This is a genomic window from Aquimarina macrocephali JAMB N27 (assembly GCF_000520995.1).
GTDB classification, from domain to species: Bacteria; Bacteroidota; Bacteroidia; order Flavobacteriales; family Flavobacteriaceae; genus Aquimarina; species Aquimarina macrocephali.
The window spans coordinates 1-21,674 of record NZ_JACA01000019.1 but is presented as its reverse complement, the minus strand read 5'-3'; the positions used below and the strand labels follow the sequence as shown (position 1 = coordinate 21,674).

Below are 21,674 nucleotides of genomic sequence, written 5' to 3'. Positions count from 1 at the left end.
TCATAAGTATTATTTGGCTAACTCAAATTTTTTAAAAATTTCCACCAGCAATATCCCACCATAATCGGGTACCTCCATTATCGGCACCACCAAGAAGTGTTCTTGCTTGTTCTACACCTTGTGGGTTAGTACTTCGTTGACTAGCAGGGAAAGGTAATCTTCTAACCTGAATATCAGTATCGACAGTACCTCCACTATTATTAGCTACCGAAGGGAATATTTTTGGATATCCCGTTCTTCTGAATTCACTCCATGCTTCTTGTCCGTCAGGGAACATAGCAATCCATTTCTGAGTAATAATTCGTTCTAATTTTTCTTCATTCGTTGCTCCGGCATTCCAGGCAATAGTGATCGTACTTAATGCAGCAATATTATTAGATCCAACAGGATCAACATAATCAATAGGTGTAGAGGCATTATCAGTAATATAAGTTGATGCTCCTCCAGCTTCATGTTGATCAAAAGAAGTTGTGATTCCCATTTCATAATTTGATTGCGCATCACCGGCACCAGCCCATCCTCTTAAGGCAGCTTCTGCTTTTAAGAAATATGCTTCTGCAGCAGTCATTAATTGAATATTTGTAGTTGGAGTTTTATCAATGATATAAGAATTTCCTAATCTTGAAAATCCAACATAATCTCCTTTTTGATCGATATCATCAGTATATCCATCTAATAATGGTAATCCACTTCTTAATCCTTTTAGTGATCCAGGTGTTACCGTAGATTCTTCGAATAAAACGGGGCCTCTGGCATCGTTATATCCAACTAATATAGATTCCATAGAAGCATTCATACGAACGTCATTCCACTCAGAATTAAAAACAGTTAGTGAATGTTTTGCACCACCTTTAATGATGAAATTATCAGCATTAGTTTCCAGAAGTCCACCACTATGTGCTAATGATTTCTCTCCTTCAATTTGAGCTTTAGCTGCATCTGCTTTCGAAATTCTCATAGCTAAACGTAATCGAAGTGTATTGGCAAATTTTATCCATTGCGCATAATTTCCTCCATATACAAGATCAAAATTGGTGAATTGCTCATTGGTAGGATCTGTAGATAAAGTGGTTATTGCTTCATCAAGTTCAGTAAAAAACTGGTTGTATACCTCTTGTTGAGTATCATATTCTGGAAAAGATGCTCCAGGTACTCCAAATTTTGAATACACAATTGGTCCATATACATCAGTTACTCTATGCATACCTTCAACTCTTAATATTTTTGCAATTGCATAGATTAATGGAAATTTTTCTTCTCCACGCTCTTTGACTAATGCAGCATTTTGCATAACTCCTGTAGAAGAATATGGGATATCCCAAGGGAATTGATCCCAAAAATCAATAAAATTATAGTTTGTGGTATTTGCTCCTCCTGCAAATGGTCTTGGTGGAGCCATATATCCAGAGAAGGTATCTGCATTTAGGTTATGTTGTAGTTGCGTATGCCATGCAGGATCATACCTATATAGATTTAAAAAGATAGGATTAAATGGTCCACCTACATTAATAAAATCGGCTTCACTTTGTGCATCCGTTAACCCATTAGGATCTGTATTTAATGCTTCGAAATCGTCTGTACATGAGAGTACAAATACCGAGATAAAAACAGTAATAATTGTTTTTTTAATTATATTTTTCATGATATTCTATTCCTTTTAATTAAAATGATAAGCCAACATTCAAACCGATACTTCTGGTAGATGGCGATCCGAATACATCAACACCTTGAAGTCCATTTCCTGTACTTAAAGATATATTTGGGTCATAAGGTGCATCTTTATAAAAGAAAAATAAATTTCTACCGACTAAAGAAGTATTGATCGAATTAAAGAAACTATTCTCTCCAAGATTAAAGTTATACCCTATAGATAATTCTGCTAAACGGATATTAGTAGCGTCATATACATATTCACCACTAAATTTATCTCTTCCTCCAATTGCCTGATAATATTCTGTAGCTGGTATTGAAGTTTCTGAGCCAGAAACTTCATCAAAAATTCTTACGCTACCTGTTCTGTCTAATGTTCCGAAACCATCAACGATAGCTTCAGTAAGACTCATTACTTCTCCACCAAATTTTCCATCAACTAAAAAGGATAATGTTATGTTTTTATAGGTAAAAGAATTATTCCATCCTAAAGAAAAATCAGGATTTGCATTTCCTAATAAATCAAAACCACCTCTGGTATTTGCATCAGGTGCTGCTTGAGTAAAGTTACCATCTGTATTTCGAATCGGCAATCCATTTGCATTTCTGTTAAGTCTTTTTCCATAAATATCACCAAAAGACCCACCTTCTGCAATTAATAAGGCATACGAGTTAACACTTATAGGGGTTAGTTCTAGAAAATCTCTATCTAATCTAGAATCTAATTCCTTAATAGTATTTTTATTACTAGCTAGATTTACAGTTGTATTCCAGGAAAAGTTTTCATTTTGTATTGGGTCTGCTGTAATAGAAACTTCAATACCTTTATTTTCAAAATCCCCTGCGTTGATAGCAAATTGATCTGCTGTTTGACCGTTAGCATTTGTTTGACCACTAGCAGACTGGACTGTCATAAACTGATCTATAGTATTGGTTTTGTAATATCCAATTTCAAACCCTAGACGGTTATTAAAAAATTGCCATTCTGTACCTATTTCAAAAGATCTTTGAGTTTCTGGCTTTAGCTCTGTAAGCGGTCTTATCGTAGGACGATTTAACCCTCCTGGACCAGTACCAATAGTATTGATTGGATTATTGGCGAAACTTTGTATATCATTACCCACTTCTGCATAAGAAGCTCTTACTTTTGCAAAAGAAATTACTTCAGGTAAATCAAACATCTCAGATACTACTCCTGTAATACCAAAAGATGGATAGAAGAAAGAATCTGAAACAGTTGAAGACCAATCATTTCTTGCAGTTAGATCAAGGTATAACATATCTTTAAACCCTAATGTTGTACTAGCGAATAGAGATTGTACTTCTTTTTGCTCAGCTTTAGTTTCTTTTAATATTGGATTAACTCCTACTGTACCAACGACAAAATTAGAAAGCGTAAAAATATTTGGTATTTTTAGATTACCTCCAACACCAGAATCTAATAAGGTACTTTCTCCTAAATCAGATTTTCTGATACTGGTACCGATATTAGCTGTTAAATTTAAATTTTCTGAAAGAGGAGTATTAATTGTAGCTATGATATCACCATAGATCTGAGTATCCTCTACATCATTTAATAAATAACGACCGTTTGATGCAGATAGGGTTCCATCGGTAGTTGCATAGATTTTTCTTTCAAATTTATAAAAGTTTTTATCATAACTTCCTCTGGTTTGCACAGATAACCAGTCATTAAACCTATATTTTAAAGAAACAGAGGCTAATACTTTTTGATTTTGATCATCACTGGCATTTCTATTGATTATCCAATATGGGTTTTGTTCGATATCAGAAGTTCCTCTAAACCAACGTTGCGCCATTAAATTTCTATCTACATTAAATTCTTCAAAAACTCTATAGTTACTTAAGGTTTCTGTATCTGAATTAAATGCTGTTGCTCCTACTAATGGATTATAATATAGACCAGAAACGGGCTTATTATGTATTTTTTGAGTTGAAAGCAAAATGTTTGCATCAACAGTTAACTTGTTATCAAATAGTTTAGCTGTTTCTCTAATATTAAGTGTATGCTTTTTTACATTATGAGTAGGAAGTACTCCTGATGCTTGTGTATTTGCATAAGAGAAATAAGTTTGAGCAGTTTCTGTTCCTCCCGATACTGACAATGAATTAATTGCAGTTGTTCCTGTTTCTAAAAAGTCATCTATGTTTTTTTCTGTACGATCATTATAATCAAGTAAATAAGCAGCGTTATCTACTGTGAAACTAGAAGATACATTTGTTCTAAAACTTCCTGACTTACCTTTCTTAGTCGTAATTAATATAACACCATTAGATCCCTGACTACCATATAGAGCAGAAGCAGAAGCTCCTTTTAGAACACTAATACTTGCAATGTCATCTGGATTGATAAGAGATAATGCATCTCCACCATCTCTGTTTCCTGCGTTTTCAATATCACCAAATGTACTATTAGGTTGAATAGCAGAATTGTTTAATAAAGGAATACCATCTATAACATATAATGGTTGGTTGTTTCTGGTAGAAGTATTACCCCTTAGAGTTACCTTTACTGATCCACCAACACCAGAAGCACTTCTGTTTACAACAAGTCCTGATACTTTACCAGAAAGGCTGTTAATAGGATTGGCATCTTTGATTTTTGTTAGCTCATCAGATTTGATGTCCTGTGCAGCATAAGTAAGTGATTTCCTGGTTTTTTGAATTCCCAGTGCAGTTACTACTACATCTTCTAATTGTTCAGCATCTTCTTGTAACTGAACATTTATTACTGTATCACTACCTACAGTGACTTCTTTATTTGACATTCCTAAATAGGAAAACTGAATTACATCTCCTGCAGTTGCAGTAATTGTGTAATTTCCATCAAAATCTGTCTGTACTCCGTTTGTAGTTCCTTTTACAATAATATTAACTCCAGGTAGTGGTACACCATCTGAAGCCCCTGTTACTGTACCCGTTATTTGGGTTCCCTGCCCAAAACTCATAAAAGAAAAAAATAATAGAGTGGTAAGGGTTAAAATTTTTTGTTTCATATTAATAAGTGTTTTTTGAATGATCTCAAAGTAGTATTTTAATTATTTAACAAAATTTTTTTTAGACAAACGACATCGTTTCAATAACAATCGACATGCATTGATAGATAACGGTTTTTTTAAAATTCGATATTCTTATTTTTTTTGTTTTTCTCTACAAATAGCCTTACATTTTTCAAAAATTTTTGTTAAAAAAGTGATTTTAACTAGTATTATTTAATGATTTTTTAAAAAAAGAGAGGGGTAACGTGCAAAGGACTATTAAACGAAAATATCATCTATATTTTTGGATTATCTATTTTTTATTTAATGTAATTCGATGGGGGAGTTATTTTAATGATTATTGGTATTCGTTAAAATCGAACCTTGTAGAATTTCCTCTACACATCATCTTAGTTTATTTTAATATTTATTTTTTGGTTCCTAAATACATATTCAAAAAAAAGTATGTGTATTACGTACTTTTCTTATGTATGTCTCTTGGAGTTCATTATATATTAAGGTCTGGTCTTAATCTATTGTTGGTTACCGAGGATATCTGGCCAGAAGTAGAAGGAAGACTGGATCCATTTGGTTTTAATCATATTGTAGCAGTGGCTATAGGCGAATTGTATGTTGTAGGGTTAACCTCTGCAATAAAATATACAGTCGATTTTTTGATAATGCAAAATAAGAATAGAGACTTAAGTGAATTGCAATATAAAACAGAATTAAAATATTTAAAAGCGCAGATACAACCCCATTTCTTTTTTAATACACTTAATAGTTTATATGCACTAACAATAAAAAAATCGGATCTGGCACCTAATCTTGTATTAAAACTATCTAACTTTATGAGATATGTGATTTATGATACCAGTAAAAAAAAGCTCCCTCTTTTACAGGAGATTGATCATATCGATAATTATATTGAGCTCGAAAAAATGCGTTATGGTGATCGAGTTGATTCGAGGGTTGATATAAATGGTAATATTGATGATGTTAAAGTAGTTCCTATGCTGTTTTTACCGTTTATTGAGAATGCTTTTAAACATGGGCTAAAAAATAATGACAGAATGGAGTTATTAATCTCTTTTGAAAGATTTGAAAATGAACTGATATTTATATCTAAAAATAACTATGAAGATGAATCTAAAACTAAAAGACTTAATGGAATTGGAATAAAAAATGTAAAAAGAAGGTTAGAAATACTATACCCAAAAAAATATACACTAAACATAGCACAAAAAAATAATGAGTATTCGATTTTGCTTAAAATCCCTATATAATGACTATTAAATGTATCATAATTGATGATGAGCCCTTAGCAATTGAAGTTATTGAATCTTTTTTAAAAGAATTTAAAAACATTCAGATCGTTGATACTTTTAAAAACCCAATAGAGGCATTATCTATATTAGAACAAGGAGATATTGACGCTGTCTTTTTAGATATTAATATGCCTAGAATGAATGGCCTAGAATTTTTAAAAAGCTTACAGGAATATCCACAGGTTATTATTACCACTGCATATAAGGAATATGCATTAGAAAGTTATGAGCTAGAAGTTCTCGATTATCTTGTAAAACCTATTTCTTTTAATCGATTTCTGAAATCTATAAATAAATTAACAGCAAGACTTGTTGCTATAAAGAAACATGAGCCTTCTATGAATATGGTGCAACCGGCTCACATTTTCTTAAAAGTAGATAAGAAATTGGTGAAAATTCTTTTAACCGATATACTCTTTATTGAAAGTCTTAAAGATTATATCAGGGTGAGTACACTTGAAGATACATTTCTATCACATAAATCTTTAACTAGTATTAGTGAAGAGCTTCCTTCAGAAAATTTTATAAGAATTCATAAATCGTATACTATAGCTATAGATAAAGTTAAATCTATAGAAGGGAATCTTGCTGAGGTGGGAGAAAAAAGAATTCCTATAGGGAGAAATTATGCAGCTCACGCTAAACAACGAATATTAAAAAACAAATCAAATTTATTAAAATAAAAATAATGGTTTTAACAACATTGGACTACATAATCATAGCCTCATTTTTCTTAACCACACTTATTATTGGTGTTGTGGTGTCTAAAAGATCTGGAAAAAATACAGCAGAGTATTTTTTGTCAGGACGTAATATGCCCTGGTGGTTACTTGGTTTTTCGATGGTAGCAACTACATTTTCTACCGACACTCCAAATTTAGTTACTGATATTGTAAGACAGGACGGTGTTGCCGGGAATTGGGTATGGTGGGCCTTTTTATTGACAGGTCTTCTAACCGTATTTGTGTATGCCAAATTATGGCGTAAATCAAACGTTACGACAGACTTAGAGTTTTACACATTGAGATATAGTGGTAAACCTGCTCGATTTTTAAGAGGGTTTAGGTCGATATATCTCGGAGTAGTTTTTAATATAATTGCCATGGCTGCGGTAAACCTTGCTGCAATCAAAATAGGGCAAATTATGCTTGGACTTTCACCAATACAGACTGTTTTGATTGGTGGCGTGGTAACAGCTGCTTTTAGCTCTTTAGGAGGTTTTAGAGGAGTGATTTATACAGATTTTGTACTTTTCTTTGTCGCAATAGTAGGCGCTGTAGGAGCTTCCTATTATTTGGTTAATCTTCCTGAAGTGGGAGGGTTGAGCAATTTGGTCTCTCACCCAAATGTATCTGATAAACTTTCGTTTTTTCCAGATTTTTCTAATACAGAAGCATTAATTGGGATTTTAATTATACCGTTAGCAGTACAATGGTGGAGTTCATGGTATCCTGGTGCAGAACCAGGAGGTGGTGGATATATTGCACAACGTATGCTTGCTGCAAAAAATGAAAACCATGCAATAGGTGCTACTTTCTTTTTTAATATTATGCATTATGCACTACGACCTTGGCCATGGATTTTGGTAGCATTAGCATCTTTAGTAATGTATCCAGATATCGCTAGTATTCAAGAAGCTTTTCCTAATGTTGAATCTAGTAAATTAGGACATGATTTGGCTTATTCGGCGATGTTAACAAAACTCCCGGCTGGACTATTAGGACTTGTCTTAGCTTCTCTGGGTGCTGCATTTATGTCAACATTATCTACACATCTTAATTGGGGATCATCTTATATTGTTAATGATTTTTATAAGCAACAAATTAAAAAAGATGCAAGCGAAAAAGAACTGGTGAACGTTGGGCGAATTACTACTATAGTTCTTATGGTGGCTAGTGCTGTATTTGCACTTTATCTTACTAATGCCAAGCAGCTTTTTGACATTATTTTAATGTTTGGAGCAGGAACAGGATTAGTATATATTTTACGTTGGTTTTGGTGGCGTATAAATGCATGGAGTGAGATATCTGTAATGTTCTCTGCAATGCTTATCCCATTAATTTTAACTTTTACACCACTTGGTGACTCATTATTTGGATATACCAGTGATGCTGGAGAAATAATATCAGGAGTTTTTCCTTCCTGGTTTAGATTTATAGCTATGGTGATTATAACTTCAATCGTTTGGATTGTGACAACTTATTTAACTAAACCAGAATCAAAAGAGACTTTACGATCTTTTTATAAAAGTATTCAACCCGGTGGACCAGGCTGGAAAAAAATTGTTGATGAAGCTGATGCCGAGGGAGTAGAAATAGTAGAATCTAATGAGAAATGGTCTGTACCTTCTGGAATTCTAGCAATGTTATTAGGTTGCGTATTAGTATATAGTTGTTTGTTTTCTGTAGGTAACTTACTTTATGGAGAGTACGTCATGGCTGCAATTATAGGAGTATTAGCTGTAGTTTCTGGTTTCTTATTGGTGAGAGTTTGGAAATCAATAGGAAAGAATTTAATGTCGTGAGTGTAACTAAACGAATACAATCTGTAGACTTTTTAAGAGGACTTACTATAATGCTTATGATTCTGGTAAATACACCAGGGGATTGGTCTTATGTATATACACCATTATTACATGCAGAGTGGAATGGCCTTACTTTGGCAGATTTTGTATTTCCTTTCTTTTTATTTATTGTTGGGATATCTATATCGTTTGTATACAAACATAAAAAAGGAGAAAGGGCAATTTATAAGAAAATCGTAAAGCGTAGTATAAAATTAATAGCACTGGGATTACTTATCAATGTGTTTTTACCCTATTTTCCTTTCATTGAAACAGAATCGGTACGTCTCCCGGGAGTACTACAGCGAATAGGAATTGTATTTTGTATAGCATCTATATTGTATTTGAATTGTACTAGAAAACAATTGATTTTTATTGCTGTTACGATTCTTATAGGGTATTGGATATGGTTGGCATATATTCCATTACCCGATGGGGCCTCTCCCATACTAGAAAGAGGCCCAAATAACTGGGCAAATTATCTGGATTATCTATTACTTAAAGGGCATATTTGGAAACCGGATTATGATCCTGAAGGAATTCTTAGTACAATACCGGCTATAGTAACCACAATTACGGGAATCGTTGTGGGCGAGATTTTAGTGAGTGCAACAAAACGGAAACTTGGTGTATTGACCATAATAGGAACATGTTTTATCCTTATAGGGTATTTATGGAGTATTTTCTTCCCAATCAATAAAGTGTTGTGGAGTAGTAGTTTTGTATTAGTCACATCAGGCTATGCTACTTTGTTTTTAGTGTTATTTCATTATTTTATGGATTATAAAGAGCGTGATTTTGGTAGTCTTGTGAAATATGTAGGTGCTAATGCAATCATTATCTATTTCTCTTCTATGATACTCGCTAAATCTTTTTATTTAATTAAAATAGATTCGCAAACCTCGGTGCATCAATTTCTTTTTGAAACGTTTTTTGTATACCCATCGATTAACAAACCATTATCTTCGTTTTTCTATGCATTGATTGTCGTTGGTTTTTATACACTATTGGCATATTTCTTATACAAGAAAAAGATATTTATTAAAGTCTAAAATTTTAATAAGAACAATTATAAGATACTATAAAGAGCACTACAAGAAATTAAAATAATTCTTGTAGTGCTTTTACTTAAAAGACATTTTTTAAAAATTGGTTGTGTTAAAATTTTAAAAAAATAAAGCTTATTTTTGTTAAAAATTTAATTGTAAACAAGCTTAATGCAAATTATAATACAAATAATTACCCCTTCTTGTTTTATATCTGCCTCATAAAAAATACTTAAGATTTGTCATTTATGATTACAATTATCGAGAATAATGTAATTTTTAAACATGATCTAATGATATCTAAGTTGACTTTAAATACTAGGTAATAAAGTTGTACTCTAAGCTAAAAGATGAAACAAGACGTTTTATGAAAAGAAATGTATTCACCTCAATAATTCTTATTTCATTACTGATTTTATGTGCTAATGCCAAAGAGACTTATGATTTCCCCTCTCTACAGGAAGAAGAAAGTGTTTTAAAACAAAATTTAGATTCTATAGAATATTGGATAGATCATAGCTATATAAGTAAGGCTCTTAGTATAATTGATGAAACCGAAAAATTAGCTTTAGAGAGTGATAATAAAAAGTATATTGCTAGAGTCTATAGATTACGTAGTGGGTTGTATATATCCGTTCAGGATTTAAAAGGATTTGAAACTTATCTCGAAAAAGCGACTATTTTACAAAAGCAAATACAGGATCAATACGGTGAAATGTACATAAATAACCTCTGGGGTTTATATCATAAAAGAATATCAAAAGATAATGATAAGGCGATTTTTTTCTTAAAAAAAGCGATAGACGGAGCAGAGAAACACAAGTATGAGGAGCAGAGTATTGATATGCTGGTAAACTTAACTTCTATTTATTATCGAAATGCGGATTGGAAAAACTGTTATGAGGCCTCTCAAAAAGCTATTGAACTTGCAAAAAAATATCATAAAGATATAAGGTTAATATATCTATATTATCGAATCGGGACGGCATGTTCAAAAACAAATAGGTATGATGAAGCGCTTAACTTTTTTAGAAAAGGTGAAGAGATTGCCAAACGAGAAATGGACTCAACAAAGACAAGTAATTATGCAAATCATACACTATATCTTGCTGGGATTGCAGATGTATATGATCGAAAAAAAGAATATAAATTAGCTAATGATTATTATAAAGATTATATCCAAGAACAGGCAAAACAGAATAATATTTTCCTTGAAAAGTATGCCCAAGACATAAAAGCATACAAAGAACTTCAGTTAAAACAGAAGGATAATGAAAGAGTTCTTGCAGAAAATAAATATCAACAAGCTCAATTAAAACTGAATGAATCTCTTTTGATATCTGGAATTGTGATTATAGTTATTCTGGTTCTTTTGGTCTTACTTCAATATAAAAATTCTAGATTAAAAACAGAAAATAACGTACTCTTACAACAGAAAAATCAAGAATTATTAAAGGCAAAAAATAGGGTAGAAGAAGTTTATAAACAGAAAACATTGTTTATCAATAATATTACTCATGAATTAAGAACTCCTCTTCATGCAATAAATGGCATTGCACATTTATTGGAGAATAAGGAATCTAATGAAAATCAACGAAAAAAGCAGTTAAATATATTACAGTTTTCGGGGAAATATCTATTGAGATTTATTAATGATATTATAGAATTAAACAGGTCTGACGAAGCATATAAAACTTCTTTAAAGAAACACCCTTTTGATCCTGTTAAGTTGGTTAATACAATTAAAGAATCTCTTAATTTTTTTATTATTGGAGAAAACAATAATGATTTTAAATTTCTATTAGATGACAAATTACCCAAGCAACTTTTGGGAGACTCTGATCATTTGTCAAGAATTATAATAAGTATTCTTTCAAATATGTCTAGGTACGTAAATGGGGGTGTTATAGAGTTTTCTGTGCAACATCTTTTTTCAAGAGAAAAGATAAACACTATCTTATTTTCATTAAAGAGTAAAAATTTATATTTTTCTAAGAAAAAGCAAGAAGAATTAAATAAAGCTTTTATAGAAAACGAATCTGCAATTTTCACTTCCTTATCAGATGAAAATAACCTACCTACTCTCGAATTGGTAATAGCTAATAAATTACTTCTTCAGTGTAATAGTAAGCTAGATTTTATATCGGACGAAAAAGAAGGTACAATTTTTAGTTTTCAAATACCTTTCGAACACATAGAGCAGAAAATAGGGCAGGCAGAATTTAACGATAAAAAAAAGAAAGATGTAAAAATTTTGGTTGTCGAGGATAATAAGATTAATCAATTAATTACACGAAAAATCATAACTAATTTCGGTTATCATTGTGAAATTGCTTCAGATGGTTATGAAGCATTGAAAATGACAGAGAAAAATGGATATGACCTTATTTTTATGGATATAATGATGGAGGGGATTGATGGGTTTGAAACTACAAAACGAATACGTAAATCGGATAAAAAAACTCCAATTATTGCTTTAACAGCTATTTCTGAATCAGAAAACAAAGAAAATTTTGTAGATGCTGGCATTACTAAAGTAATAAATAAACCTTTCGAACCCGTAACACTACTGGAACAGATCCAAATAGTTATACCAAAATAATAAAACTATCCAGTTCTAATATCTCGAATTAATCAATCCTTTTTTTTCTTCAATAACGAATAATTATAGAATTGTATAATTGATTAATACAAAATTTCACTTATTGCCAATCTGATGGCTTTTGTGTGCTAAAAAGTGTTACTCGTATATTTTATTTCTTCAAAAGAACTTAAATACAGTACTTTATGATTGGGTTTTTGAATAACTCAAAGAAAACCAACGACTTAACACAAATTAACCTTAACAATGACACACAAGCTCACTACTCCAAAAATCCATTGGATTTTATGCAGGAAATTATGGATAATGATTTTTACTGTATTACTTTTTGCTATTAATCCAACGTTTTCTAACAATGATAGTGCATATCCCGGGATATCAAAAGCAGATTATTCTTTTACTCCGGATAAATCTTTGACTGTAAAACCATTATTTCAAGTTAATGACTTGATAAATAAAGACTTATGGGGTACTTTGTTTCCGTACCGTTTTGGCGCCAAAGACACAGGAGGCGGCGTTTGGGTATTAGATCCTAAAGATGATTTTTATACTTATGAATCTTTTATCGAGGCTATTAATAGAATGAGTAAAATTGAAGTGACCTTTGAGAGAAGATGTGGTACGAACGCTTATAGAGTTACACGTACAGATAAGACTACAGGTGTATCAAAAGTGATTCGAACAGATGTAGATTTTGATGCACCAAGAAATGCTGAAAAAGAAATTGTTATTAAAGAAGTAGATTATGGATCTTTTTTAGGAGAAGGAAGTCTGGAAACCAGAAAAAGAGAGATTACCGCTTTTTTTGCTAATATCTCTCACGAGACTACCGGGGGATGGTCAACTGCTCCGGGTGGACAGTTTTCTTGGGGTTTACACTTTCGTGAAGAACCTACAGATGCTTCTTATGCTTCTCCAGATACAAATTATCCTCCAACTCCAGGGAAATCATATAAAGGAAGAGGACCAATACAGTTATCATACAATTATAACTATGGTCCTGCCAGTGAATTTATTTTTGGAGACAAACAAATACTTTTGGATAATCCGGAAAAAGTAATCGAAGATGCTGCTTTAGCTTTTCAGACTGCTATTTGGTTTTGGATGACACCTCAATATCCTAAGCCATCGGCTCATGATGTGATGGTGAACAAATGGACCCCTAATGAGTTGGATAAAACCAAAAATAGAATTCCAGGACTTGGGATGACTGTAAATATTATTAATGGAGGAGTAGAATGTGGGCAAGGTACAGAAAAACCTCAGGTAGTAGATAGAATAGGGTACTACCAAAGATTCACTGATATTTATAATATAGGAACCGATATGGATGGAGTTCATGATCTTTCTGATTGTGGATGTAAAGATATGGCTAGATATGGTGGAGATGCTGCTGATCTCACAGCAGAACCCTGTGCACAAAAACCTCAGGTAACATTTGCTAGTCCGAAGAATAATCAAATGTTTGAGCAAACTACATTTTCTCCAATTTCAGTAAGCTTATCTATAGACGAAAAAAACACAAAATTAGTAAGCGTCACTACATCTGTAGAAAATCAAACTTTTGATGGAGTAACATTCAGTTGGACACCATCTAGTTATACAAATCACGTTTTAACCGCTAATGCTGTATTTGAAAATGGTATTACAGCAACTTCAACAATAAAGGTTATTATTTGGGATGGAGTGAATCTTGATTGTCAAGAAGTACCCGAATGGAATGCCTCAAGGATTTATAAAGACAAGAACAACTATGTAAAATACAATAACAGCGTCTATAAAAACAAATGGTATGCAGATAGTAGTAATGTCCCAGGAAGTGATACCGTATGGGAGTTTGTAAAAGAATGTGGCGCTTCTAATGGAACTAATCCTGTAATAACATGGGAATCACCAGGTAATGGACAGGTCATAGAACAAAACGAACTTACACCAATTACTTTAAAAGCCAGTGCCACCGATACCGATGGAACTGTTCAATCTTTTGTCTTTAAATATAATAATACTAGTATTAATCCTACCTCTTCGGGAAATAACTATACAGCTAGTTTTACGCCAACTGCATTTGGAGAAATTACAATTACAGCATTTGCTACAGATGATCAGAATAATACTTCAGAAAAAGCAATTTCTTTTACTGTGAAAGAAAAAACGACTGGAGGAAATAATAATGCTCCAGTTGTAAGTATAACGTCTCCGGGAGATAATGCTTCTTTTGAAGCAGGAACTTCGATTCCTATCACGGTAAGTGCGTCTGACAATGATGGTACGATTACAAAAGTAACTTTTTTTAATAGTGGAAATAAGATAGGAGAAAGTCTAAGTAGCCCTTATACATATACAATTGCTAATGCAGTAGAAGGAAATTATGTGCTAACAGCTGAAGCTACAGATGATGATGGCGCTTCTTCAATTTCTTCTTCAATTTCAGTTTCGGTTACTACAGTTGGTAATGGTAACTGCGCGAATGTACCTCAATATGTAGCAGGTACTTCTTATGGATTAAATGATGAAGTAGTAAATGAAGGAGAAAAATTTGAATGTAACATCCCGGGGTGGTGTTCATCTGCTGCTGCTTGGGCATATGCACCTGGTACTGGAGCTCATTGGCAACTTGCCTGGACAAAAACAGGAACTTGTGCTAAAAGTAATTCTGAAATAAATTCAAATGATTACTCTGTTTTTCCTACTGTAACTCAGGATATTGTAAACTTTAGGATAAAAACAGATAATACATCCTGGATTAAGATTAATCTATACCACCTTTCTGGAAAATTAATAAGTACACAATCATTTAATGGAATCCAGACAAAGTCAGGAAAATCATTTACACACGATCTGTCAAATCTCAAAAACGGTCTTTATGTATTTAAAATATATATAAATGATGACGTTTATTTTGAGAAAATCCTTAAAAATTAACTGCTAAGGAACTTTTCGGGTAGTTATTTACTTGTGACTTAACTACCCGATTATATATATACAAACTCGAATTAATTAATCACACTAATCATGAAAAATTTTTATACATTTTTATTAATGTTTTTTTGTGCGCTGTATATTCAGGCACAATACAATTTCCCTACTTGTTCTACAGAATGGGATGCAAGTAAAGTTCCTTATACACAAGGGCAAGAAGTTTCTTATAATAGTATTAATTATAAGTGTAAATATTATACCAGTGATGCTCCGGGAGCTGGTTCCTGGGAACTAATAGGACCATGTGGTGATGGAGGATTAGGACCAGATTATTCTGGTAAACAGCGAATTATTGGGTATTTACCTACCTGGGTTGCCGATTATGATATCAAAAATAAATTTAATCCAGAGGTAGTAACACATCTGAACATTTCTTTTTTAATGTTTAAACAGAATAATAACGATTATAATAGTTCAAATTTTGCTTCTGTATCTTTTGATGAGTTTCAATCTAGAAAAGTAGATTCTGTTCTTAATGATTTGGGAGTTCTTCAAAAAGCTAAAGCCAAAGGAGTAAAAGTATCTGTTGCATTAGGTGGAGCTACAGATTATGCATTTTTATGGCTAATGACCAAATACCAAAACAACGATAGTAAACTAGATGAAATTGCAACATTAATTGCTAATTATGTTACTCAAAATGATCTGGACGGTATTGATTTGGATATGGAATGCTGGTGGGCAGATCCAGCCATTAGCGGAACCTCAGATCAGGGAGGAAGAGTAAGAGGAAGCAAATGGGGAGATGCTGATAAAGGACCTCACCCAGCAGGTATTGGATTAAGAAAATTAAGCCAGAAATTAAGAGCTAAAATACCTAATAAACTAATTACATCTGCCGTATTCGGAACATCTTGGTATGGAAATAACTATGATGATGGTATGGTAGACTATATGGATTGGATTGGACTTATGTCTTATGATTTTACAGGATCATGGGATAAATCACCAGAAGGACCTCATTCTTCTCTTTATAAAGTAGAACAAGGTACTTATCAAGGACAAACAGCAGATAATCCAATTTATTCTGCACAAGATGCATTAGAATATTGGATGGGGTTTGCTCCACCAGCCTGGAATCATTCTGGAGGATTTAATGTGCCAAAATCTAAATTAGCTTTTGGACTACCTGTTTATGGTTATGATTTTTCTGAAAAGAAGCCTAATGGAGGTAACGGAGCCAAATTTGTTCCTTATAAAGATATAGTAAAAGATTTTGCTAATGCAGCTACAAGTTATGACCCTAAAGATCCTAAAAACTTAAGAGGGTATATAGGAGAAAATGGAAAAAAAATATACTATAACACACCAAAATTAGCCGCAGAAAAAATTAAGTATTCTAAGCAATATGGACATCAGGGGTTAATTATATGGGAGCTTACACAAGACACCGATTATAATTCGTCTTCAAGTATTCTTAAAGCTGTAAATGAAGCTGCAGGAAATACAGATCCTATAAACAATTCACCAACAGTAGTATGGGAGGCTCCTACAAATGGACAAGTTATTGAATTAACCGAATTGTCTGCGATAGCATTGAAAGCTAGTGCAACAGATTCTGATGGGACCATTCAATCTTTTACGTTTAAGCATAACAATACTAATATTAGTGCTACAGCAAATGGAAGTAGTTATACAGCCAGTTTTACTCCTGCAGCATTTGGTGAAGTAACTCTCATTGCTTCTGCAACAGATAATAAAAATGCAACTTCAGAAAAAACAATTGTCTTTACCGTAAAAGAAAAGTTAGTAGGAGGTAATACACCTCCATCAATAACTCTAATCGAACCAAAAGATTTAGATATTATAGAACAAACAGCACTGTCATCAATTCAGTTAAAAGCTACCGTAACCGATGATACCCAGGTTAGCTCTGTTAAGTTTATTGTAAATAATGTTGAAATTACTCCATCTGCAAATGGTACTCAATACACTACAGCTTGGACTCCTGGTGCTTTTGGTGATGTATCATATAAAATTACAGCTACAGATAATGAAGGATTATCTACAGAGACAGTTGTTATGTTTACTGTGAAAGAAAAAGTGATAGGAGGAAGCTGTGATGGGATAGCAGAATGGAGATCTGATCAAATATATGCGACAGCGGGACAAAAAGTAAGTTATAACGGTAATCTCTATACCAATAAATGGTGGACACAAGGAGAGACTCCGGGAAGCAGTTCTGTATGGGGGTTTGTTTCTAGTTGTGGCGGAGGCTCTGGTGGTGGAGATTTTTGTGGATCTTCACAATGGATAGCATCTATTGCTTATAATAGTGGAGATCAAATATACCATAGCCAAAAAATTTATAAAGCCAAATGGTGGACAGAAGGCGAAACTCCAGGTAGTAGTTCTGTTTGGGAATTTGTTTCAGATTGTGTCAATAATAATCCAAATATGTCTTCTGTTGCATTTCAAACATTGGTGGATGATGTTATAAAGTATAAGATAACAGTTCCAGAAGTATCATGGGTGAAAATTGATATATATGATATCTATGGTAAATTAATGGATACAAAATCTTTAAAAGAGTATAGTGGAAGTAGAGATTTCACACAAGATTTATCGACTCTGAAAAGTGGAATTTATATCTATAAAATTAATATCGGTGGAAAGGTAATCACCAAAAAAATAATTAAAAAATAAATCCAAAAAAGCGGTTAAAGAACCTCAGAAATGTATTGAATAATAGAAAATTGCCAAATAAAGGGTCTTGAAGCATTGATTGGCTAACACAAACTCAGCATTTTTTTTATCAGCGTATTCTAAGGCCCTGATTTGGCAGACCCATTGATTGTAATATAAACTCTAAAACCTCATTATTATGAAAACAACAGTTCGATTTATTGCAAATTTAGTTGGTGATAAAAATGAAGATTTAGCTAGAAAATACGGTACTAAACGGTATATCGTTTAAAATTTTGTTTGTTATGTTGTGAATAGATGCTAGTCATTTATACATACTAAAGATCCGGGGTATATATCCCGGATTTTTTTTGCTTAAATGGTAACGCCATCTATGATTTTACCTTTAACCTTTTTTATATAGTTTCTTCCTATAGGAAGTGATTTATCAGCGATTTCGATACAGTTTTTATCAATAGCCTTAATTTTATTAATGGCAATAGTATATGATCTGTGGATTCTTATAAAAAGATACTCTGGTAGTAACCTGGTAATTGCAGATAAATTATAGTGTGTTACATAATCTTTATGACCCGTTTTTATGATTACATAATCTTTAAGGCTCTTTATATATAAAATGTCTTCAAAATAAATTTTGATCATTTTTTTATCTACTTTAATAAAAATGTGATCTTCTAATTGAGATGAATGTGATAGCTTATTTATATTATTTAATGTTCTGGATATTTTATGTAAAGATTTTACTAGCCGCTTCAAAGAGATTGGTTTTATTAAATAATCTGTAACTCCTAATTCAAAACCTTGTACAGCATAATCTTCATCAGAAGAAGTTATAATAATTAAAGGAGGATTGTCTATACTTTTAATAAACTCTAACCCATTAACCATGGGCATATAAATATCAACAAATATTAAATCAATTGTGTTTTCACGAATAAAATCAAATGCATCGACGGCATTATAGCAACAGAAAACCACTTCAAAATGCTCAAAATATTCTAAGTGTTTTTTTAAAATAGTGATAGCCAGCGGATCATCATCAATAAGTAAACATTTTACTTTCATTCTATAGGTTTTTTAGCAATTATTCTATGGTTAAATGGATGTAGTTTACTCTTTTTATAATGAATAAATCATACTTTCTATTTGGGTATGTAACCGGATTTATTCTATTTTATTGTTTCTTTTTACAAAGGCTTTTATAGAATAACCTCTTTTACCTATAGAAATTATAGAATACAATCAATTTGCATCTTATTCCCGTTTTCCTTCTGAAAATCTACAATTTTAAGTCATTCAGCTAATTAGTTTTTTTAAACCCTTAGTTATTTCTACTTTTTCATTGAAAACTACATCGTTTTCGTAAATAATAACACAAACCATTTATAACTAAAGGTAAAAATTATGAGAAAATTAAACCAAACTTTTAAAGCCTGGTGTTTTCAAAAATTGCATTTGAAAACGTCTTTGCTTTTGATCTTTATGTGCATTTCGAGCATTGCTTTTGCACAAGTGAACACTGGAGGGAGCGCTACGACTTCTGATCATCAAAAACAAGTTATTGGCTATATAACTAACTGGGATGCATGGAAAACCACCACAGCTGGAGTTCCTGCTCCGGGAGCTTTAACTCATCTTAATATTGATTATTCTAAATACACGATTCTTAACTATTCATTTTTTGGAGTAGCCAGAGATGGTTCATTACATAGTGGAGATCACAGAAATAAAAATATTTATCAGGATGGAGCAACACAAGCACCAGCAGATCTATTTTTTACAGATTTATATAGTAGCTGGGATTTACACCTCTTATTCGGGGAGTTAGAATATGTAAACTATGTAAATGCTGATATAAAAGCACGGGCAGAAGCTCAAGGCTTTCAAGTAGAAGTAGGAGCTAGTACATGGACACATCCTGTCTGGGGATTAAGCGGTGGATTGCCACTACCTCTTAAAAAAGAAAATGGAGCACTAGGATTATTAGATCTTGCTCACCAAAAAGGAGTAAAAGTAATGGCATCTATAGGTGGATGGAGTATGTGTAAACATTTCCCAGAGATGGCTGCCGATCCTGTAAAAAGAGCAAAATTTATTGAAGACTGTAAAAGGTTAATCAATATTGGTTTCGACGGAATTGATTTAGACTGGGAATATCCAGGACCATTTTCAGGAATGAATTTTACAGGTAGTCAGGCAGATTTTGCGAATTTTGAATCTTTACTACAAGAAATTCGTAATGCTATAGGACCTACAAAATTAATTACATCGGCTATGGCTGCAGATCCAAGAAAACTGGATGGGTTTAATTGGTCTGGAGTAGTTGCTAATATGGATTATTTTAACATGATGACTTATGATTATAACGGTGGTTGGTCTAATAAAGCAGGACATAATGCACCAGTATACCCGTATACGGGAGCAGAAGTGCCTTTCTTTAACTGGCAATCTACATTAGAAAAACTTGTTGAAGTAGGAGTTCCTAAAAACAAAATATGTTTTGGAGCTCCATTTTACGGTAGAGGTGTAGTAACAGATGGAACTGCTGATCTTAATTCAACAACAGTAAAACGATCAGAAACTGTACAACCAGATGGACCAATACAAACCGCTGCAGACTATACAAATTGGCCAAAAGAAGTGTATGATGGTACTCCTAATTACTTTTTTATCAAACAAAAAGCCTTATCTCCTAATAGTGGTTGGACTAGAAAATGGGATAATGAAGCTAAGGTTCCTTATTTAGTAAATGGTAAATACTTTTTAAGCTATGATGATGAAGAGTCTATTGGTATTAAAGCTCAATTTATTAATGATAACGGGCTTGCCGGGACTATAGTATGGACAGTTTATGGTGACTTGGAATTTGGAGGTACAGCTACTTCTTTTGGTAGAAAACTTAAAAGATGGTCAGATGTGAAATCTCCTTTAGTGAATAAAATTAATGAAGTATTTGCCAATGGTGGATCAGGAGGAAATGTTTCTCCTACGGTTAATATAACAGCACCAGCTAATAATTCTACTTTTGCTGAAGGCGCAACAATAGCTATAACAGCTAATGCATCTGATAGTGATGGAACGATCTCTAAAGTTGAATTCTATAATGGAACCACAAAATTAGGAGAGGACACTACATCACCATATGAATATTCGTGGTCTAATGTTCCTGCCGGGAGTTATACAATAACGGCCAGAGCAACAGATAATGGTAATGCTAGCACGACTTCTTCTGCCGTTTCTATATCTGTTGGTAATAGTACAAATACACCACCAACAGTAAATATTACTTCACCTAATAATAACGATTCGTTTACAGCGGGAGTATCAATAGCTATAACAGCTAATGCATCAGATAGTGATGGAACGATCTCTAAAGTCGAGTTTTATAACGGAACCACAAAATTAGGAGAAGATACCAGCAGCCCTTATGGGTATACAATTTCTAATGCATTAGCAGGTGATTATACATTAACTGCAAAAGCAACAGATAATGAGAATGCAACGACAACTTCTACTACTATTTCTATAACAGTTACTAGTGATACAGGAGGATGTACCAATATACCACAATATGCTGCGGGTACTTCATATAGCAAAGATCAGGAAGTACAAAACGAAGGCGGAAAATTTAAATGTAATGTTCCGGGATGGTGTTCTTCTGCTGCAGCTTGGGCATATGCACCAGGTACTGGAGCTCACTGGCAAGATGCATGGTCAAAAACAGGAGATTGTAGTGGCGGCACTCCTAATACGAGTCCTACTGTAAGTATTACTTCACCAAGCGATAATAGCTCATTTCAAGAAGGAGCATCTGTAACAATAACAGCTAATGCGGCAGATGCAGATGGTACAGTATCTAAA

The 21,674-nt window shown here is 32.9% G+C and carries 11 protein-coding genes; 8 read left to right on the top strand and 3 right to left on the bottom strand.

The features are described 5' to 3' along the window. Window positions 1-31: 31 nt before the first annotated feature. Window positions 32-1,642: a RagB/SusD family nutrient uptake outer membrane protein gene (locus Z054_RS0112050; protein WP_024770317.1), complete on the bottom strand. Its 1,611-nt coding sequence runs from the start codon at window positions 1,640-1,642 to the stop codon at window positions 32-34. A 19-nt stretch (window positions 1,643-1,661) separates the two neighbouring features. Beyond that, window positions 1,662-4,667, bottom strand: coding sequence for a carboxypeptidase-like regulatory domain-containing protein (locus Z054_RS0112045; RefSeq protein ID WP_024770316.1), 3,006 nt, complete (start codon window positions 4,665-4,667; stop codon window positions 1,662-1,664). A gap of 449 nt (window positions 4,668-5,116) precedes the next feature. On the opposite strand from Z054_RS0112045, the gene Z054_RS0112040 reads away from it, so the two are divergent. From Z054_RS0112040 to Z054_RS0112010, 7 genes are all read left to right on the top strand, one after another. Further along, on the top strand, window positions 5,117-5,935 hold the full coding sequence (locus Z054_RS0112040; protein WP_241461412.1) for a sensor histidine kinase: 819 nt from the start codon (window positions 5,117-5,119) through the stop codon (window positions 5,933-5,935). After that, the gene (locus tag Z054_RS0112035; protein ID WP_024770314.1) at window positions 5,935-6,660 is read left to right on the top strand and encodes a LytR/AlgR family response regulator transcription factor; all 726 of its coding nucleotides are present in this window, start codon (window positions 5,935-5,937) and stop codon (window positions 6,658-6,660) included. The genes Z054_RS0112040 and Z054_RS0112035 overlap by 1 nt, the downstream gene beginning before the upstream one ends. Before the next feature lie 5 nt (window positions 6,661-6,665). Further along, complete coding sequence (locus tag Z054_RS0112030; RefSeq protein ID WP_024770313.1) at window positions 6,666-8,501, top strand: sodium:solute symporter family protein; 1,836 nt, start codon at window positions 6,666-6,668, stop codon at window positions 8,499-8,501. Beyond that, window positions 8,498-9,592, top strand: coding sequence for an acyltransferase family protein (locus tag Z054_RS0112025; RefSeq protein WP_024770312.1), 1,095 nt, complete (start codon window positions 8,498-8,500; stop codon window positions 9,590-9,592). Before Z054_RS0112030 ends, Z054_RS0112025 begins: the two co-directional genes overlap by 4 nt. Window positions 9,593-9,953: 361 nt before the next feature. Then, a complete protein-coding gene (locus Z054_RS0112020; RefSeq protein ID WP_024770311.1) occupies window positions 9,954-12,188 on the top strand; it encodes a response regulator in 2,235 nt (744 codons plus the stop codon). Between the two features lie 246 nt (window positions 12,189-12,434). After that, window positions 12,435-15,110: a glycoside hydrolase family 19 protein gene (locus tag Z054_RS30185; RefSeq protein ID WP_084050311.1), complete on the top strand. Its 2,676-nt coding sequence runs from the start codon at window positions 12,435-12,437 to the stop codon at window positions 15,108-15,110. A 90-nt stretch (window positions 15,111-15,200) separates the two neighbouring features. Further along, on the top strand, window positions 15,201-17,813 hold the full coding sequence (locus Z054_RS0112010) for a glycosyl hydrolase family 18 protein (RefSeq protein WP_084050308.1): 2,613 nt from the start codon (window positions 15,201-15,203) through the stop codon (window positions 17,811-17,813). A gap of 354 nt (window positions 17,814-18,167) precedes the next feature. On the opposite strand, the gene Z054_RS0112000 is transcribed toward Z054_RS0112010, so the two are convergent. Further along, window positions 18,168-18,878, bottom strand: a complete 711-nt coding sequence (locus Z054_RS0112000) for a LytR/AlgR family response regulator transcription factor (RefSeq protein WP_024770308.1) — start codon at window positions 18,876-18,878, stop codon at window positions 18,168-18,170. Between the two features lie 339 nt (window positions 18,879-19,217). Between Z054_RS0112000 and Z054_RS28425 the strand changes: the two genes are divergently transcribed. Further along, on the top strand, window positions 19,218-21,674 hold a 2,457-nt coding region (locus tag Z054_RS28425; RefSeq protein WP_152538534.1), incomplete at its 3' end, for a glycosyl hydrolase family 18 protein.

What these genes read in the sequence shown, in the direction of transcription:
- Z054_RS0112050 (WP_024770317.1), bottom strand. Translation starts at nt 1,642, where the DNA reads ATGAAAAATATAATTAAAAAAACAATTATTACTGTTTTTATCTCGGTA.
- Z054_RS0112045 (WP_024770316.1), bottom strand. Translation starts at nt 4,667, where the DNA reads ATGAAACAAAAAATTTTAACCCTTACCACTCTATTATTTTTTTCTTTT.
- Z054_RS0112035 (WP_024770314.1), top strand. Translation starts at nt 5,935, where the DNA reads ATGACTATTAAATGTATCATAATTGATGATGAGCCCTTAGCAATTGAA.
- Z054_RS0112030 (WP_024770313.1), top strand. Translation starts at nt 6,666, where the DNA reads ATGGTTTTAACAACATTGGACTACATAATCATAGCCTCATTTTTCTTA.
- Z054_RS0112020 (WP_024770311.1), top strand. Translation starts at nt 9,954, where the DNA reads ATGAAAAGAAATGTATTCACCTCAATAATTCTTATTTCATTACTGATT.
- Z054_RS30185 (WP_084050311.1), top strand. Translation starts at nt 12,435, where the DNA reads ATGACACACAAGCTCACTACTCCAAAAATCCATTGGATTTTATGCAGG.
- Z054_RS0112010 (WP_084050308.1), top strand. Translation starts at nt 15,201, where the DNA reads ATGAAAAATTTTTATACATTTTTATTAATGTTTTTTTGTGCGCTGTAT.
- Z054_RS0112000 (WP_024770308.1), bottom strand. Translation starts at nt 18,878, where the DNA reads ATGAAAGTAAAATGTTTACTTATTGATGATGATCCGCTGGCTATCACT.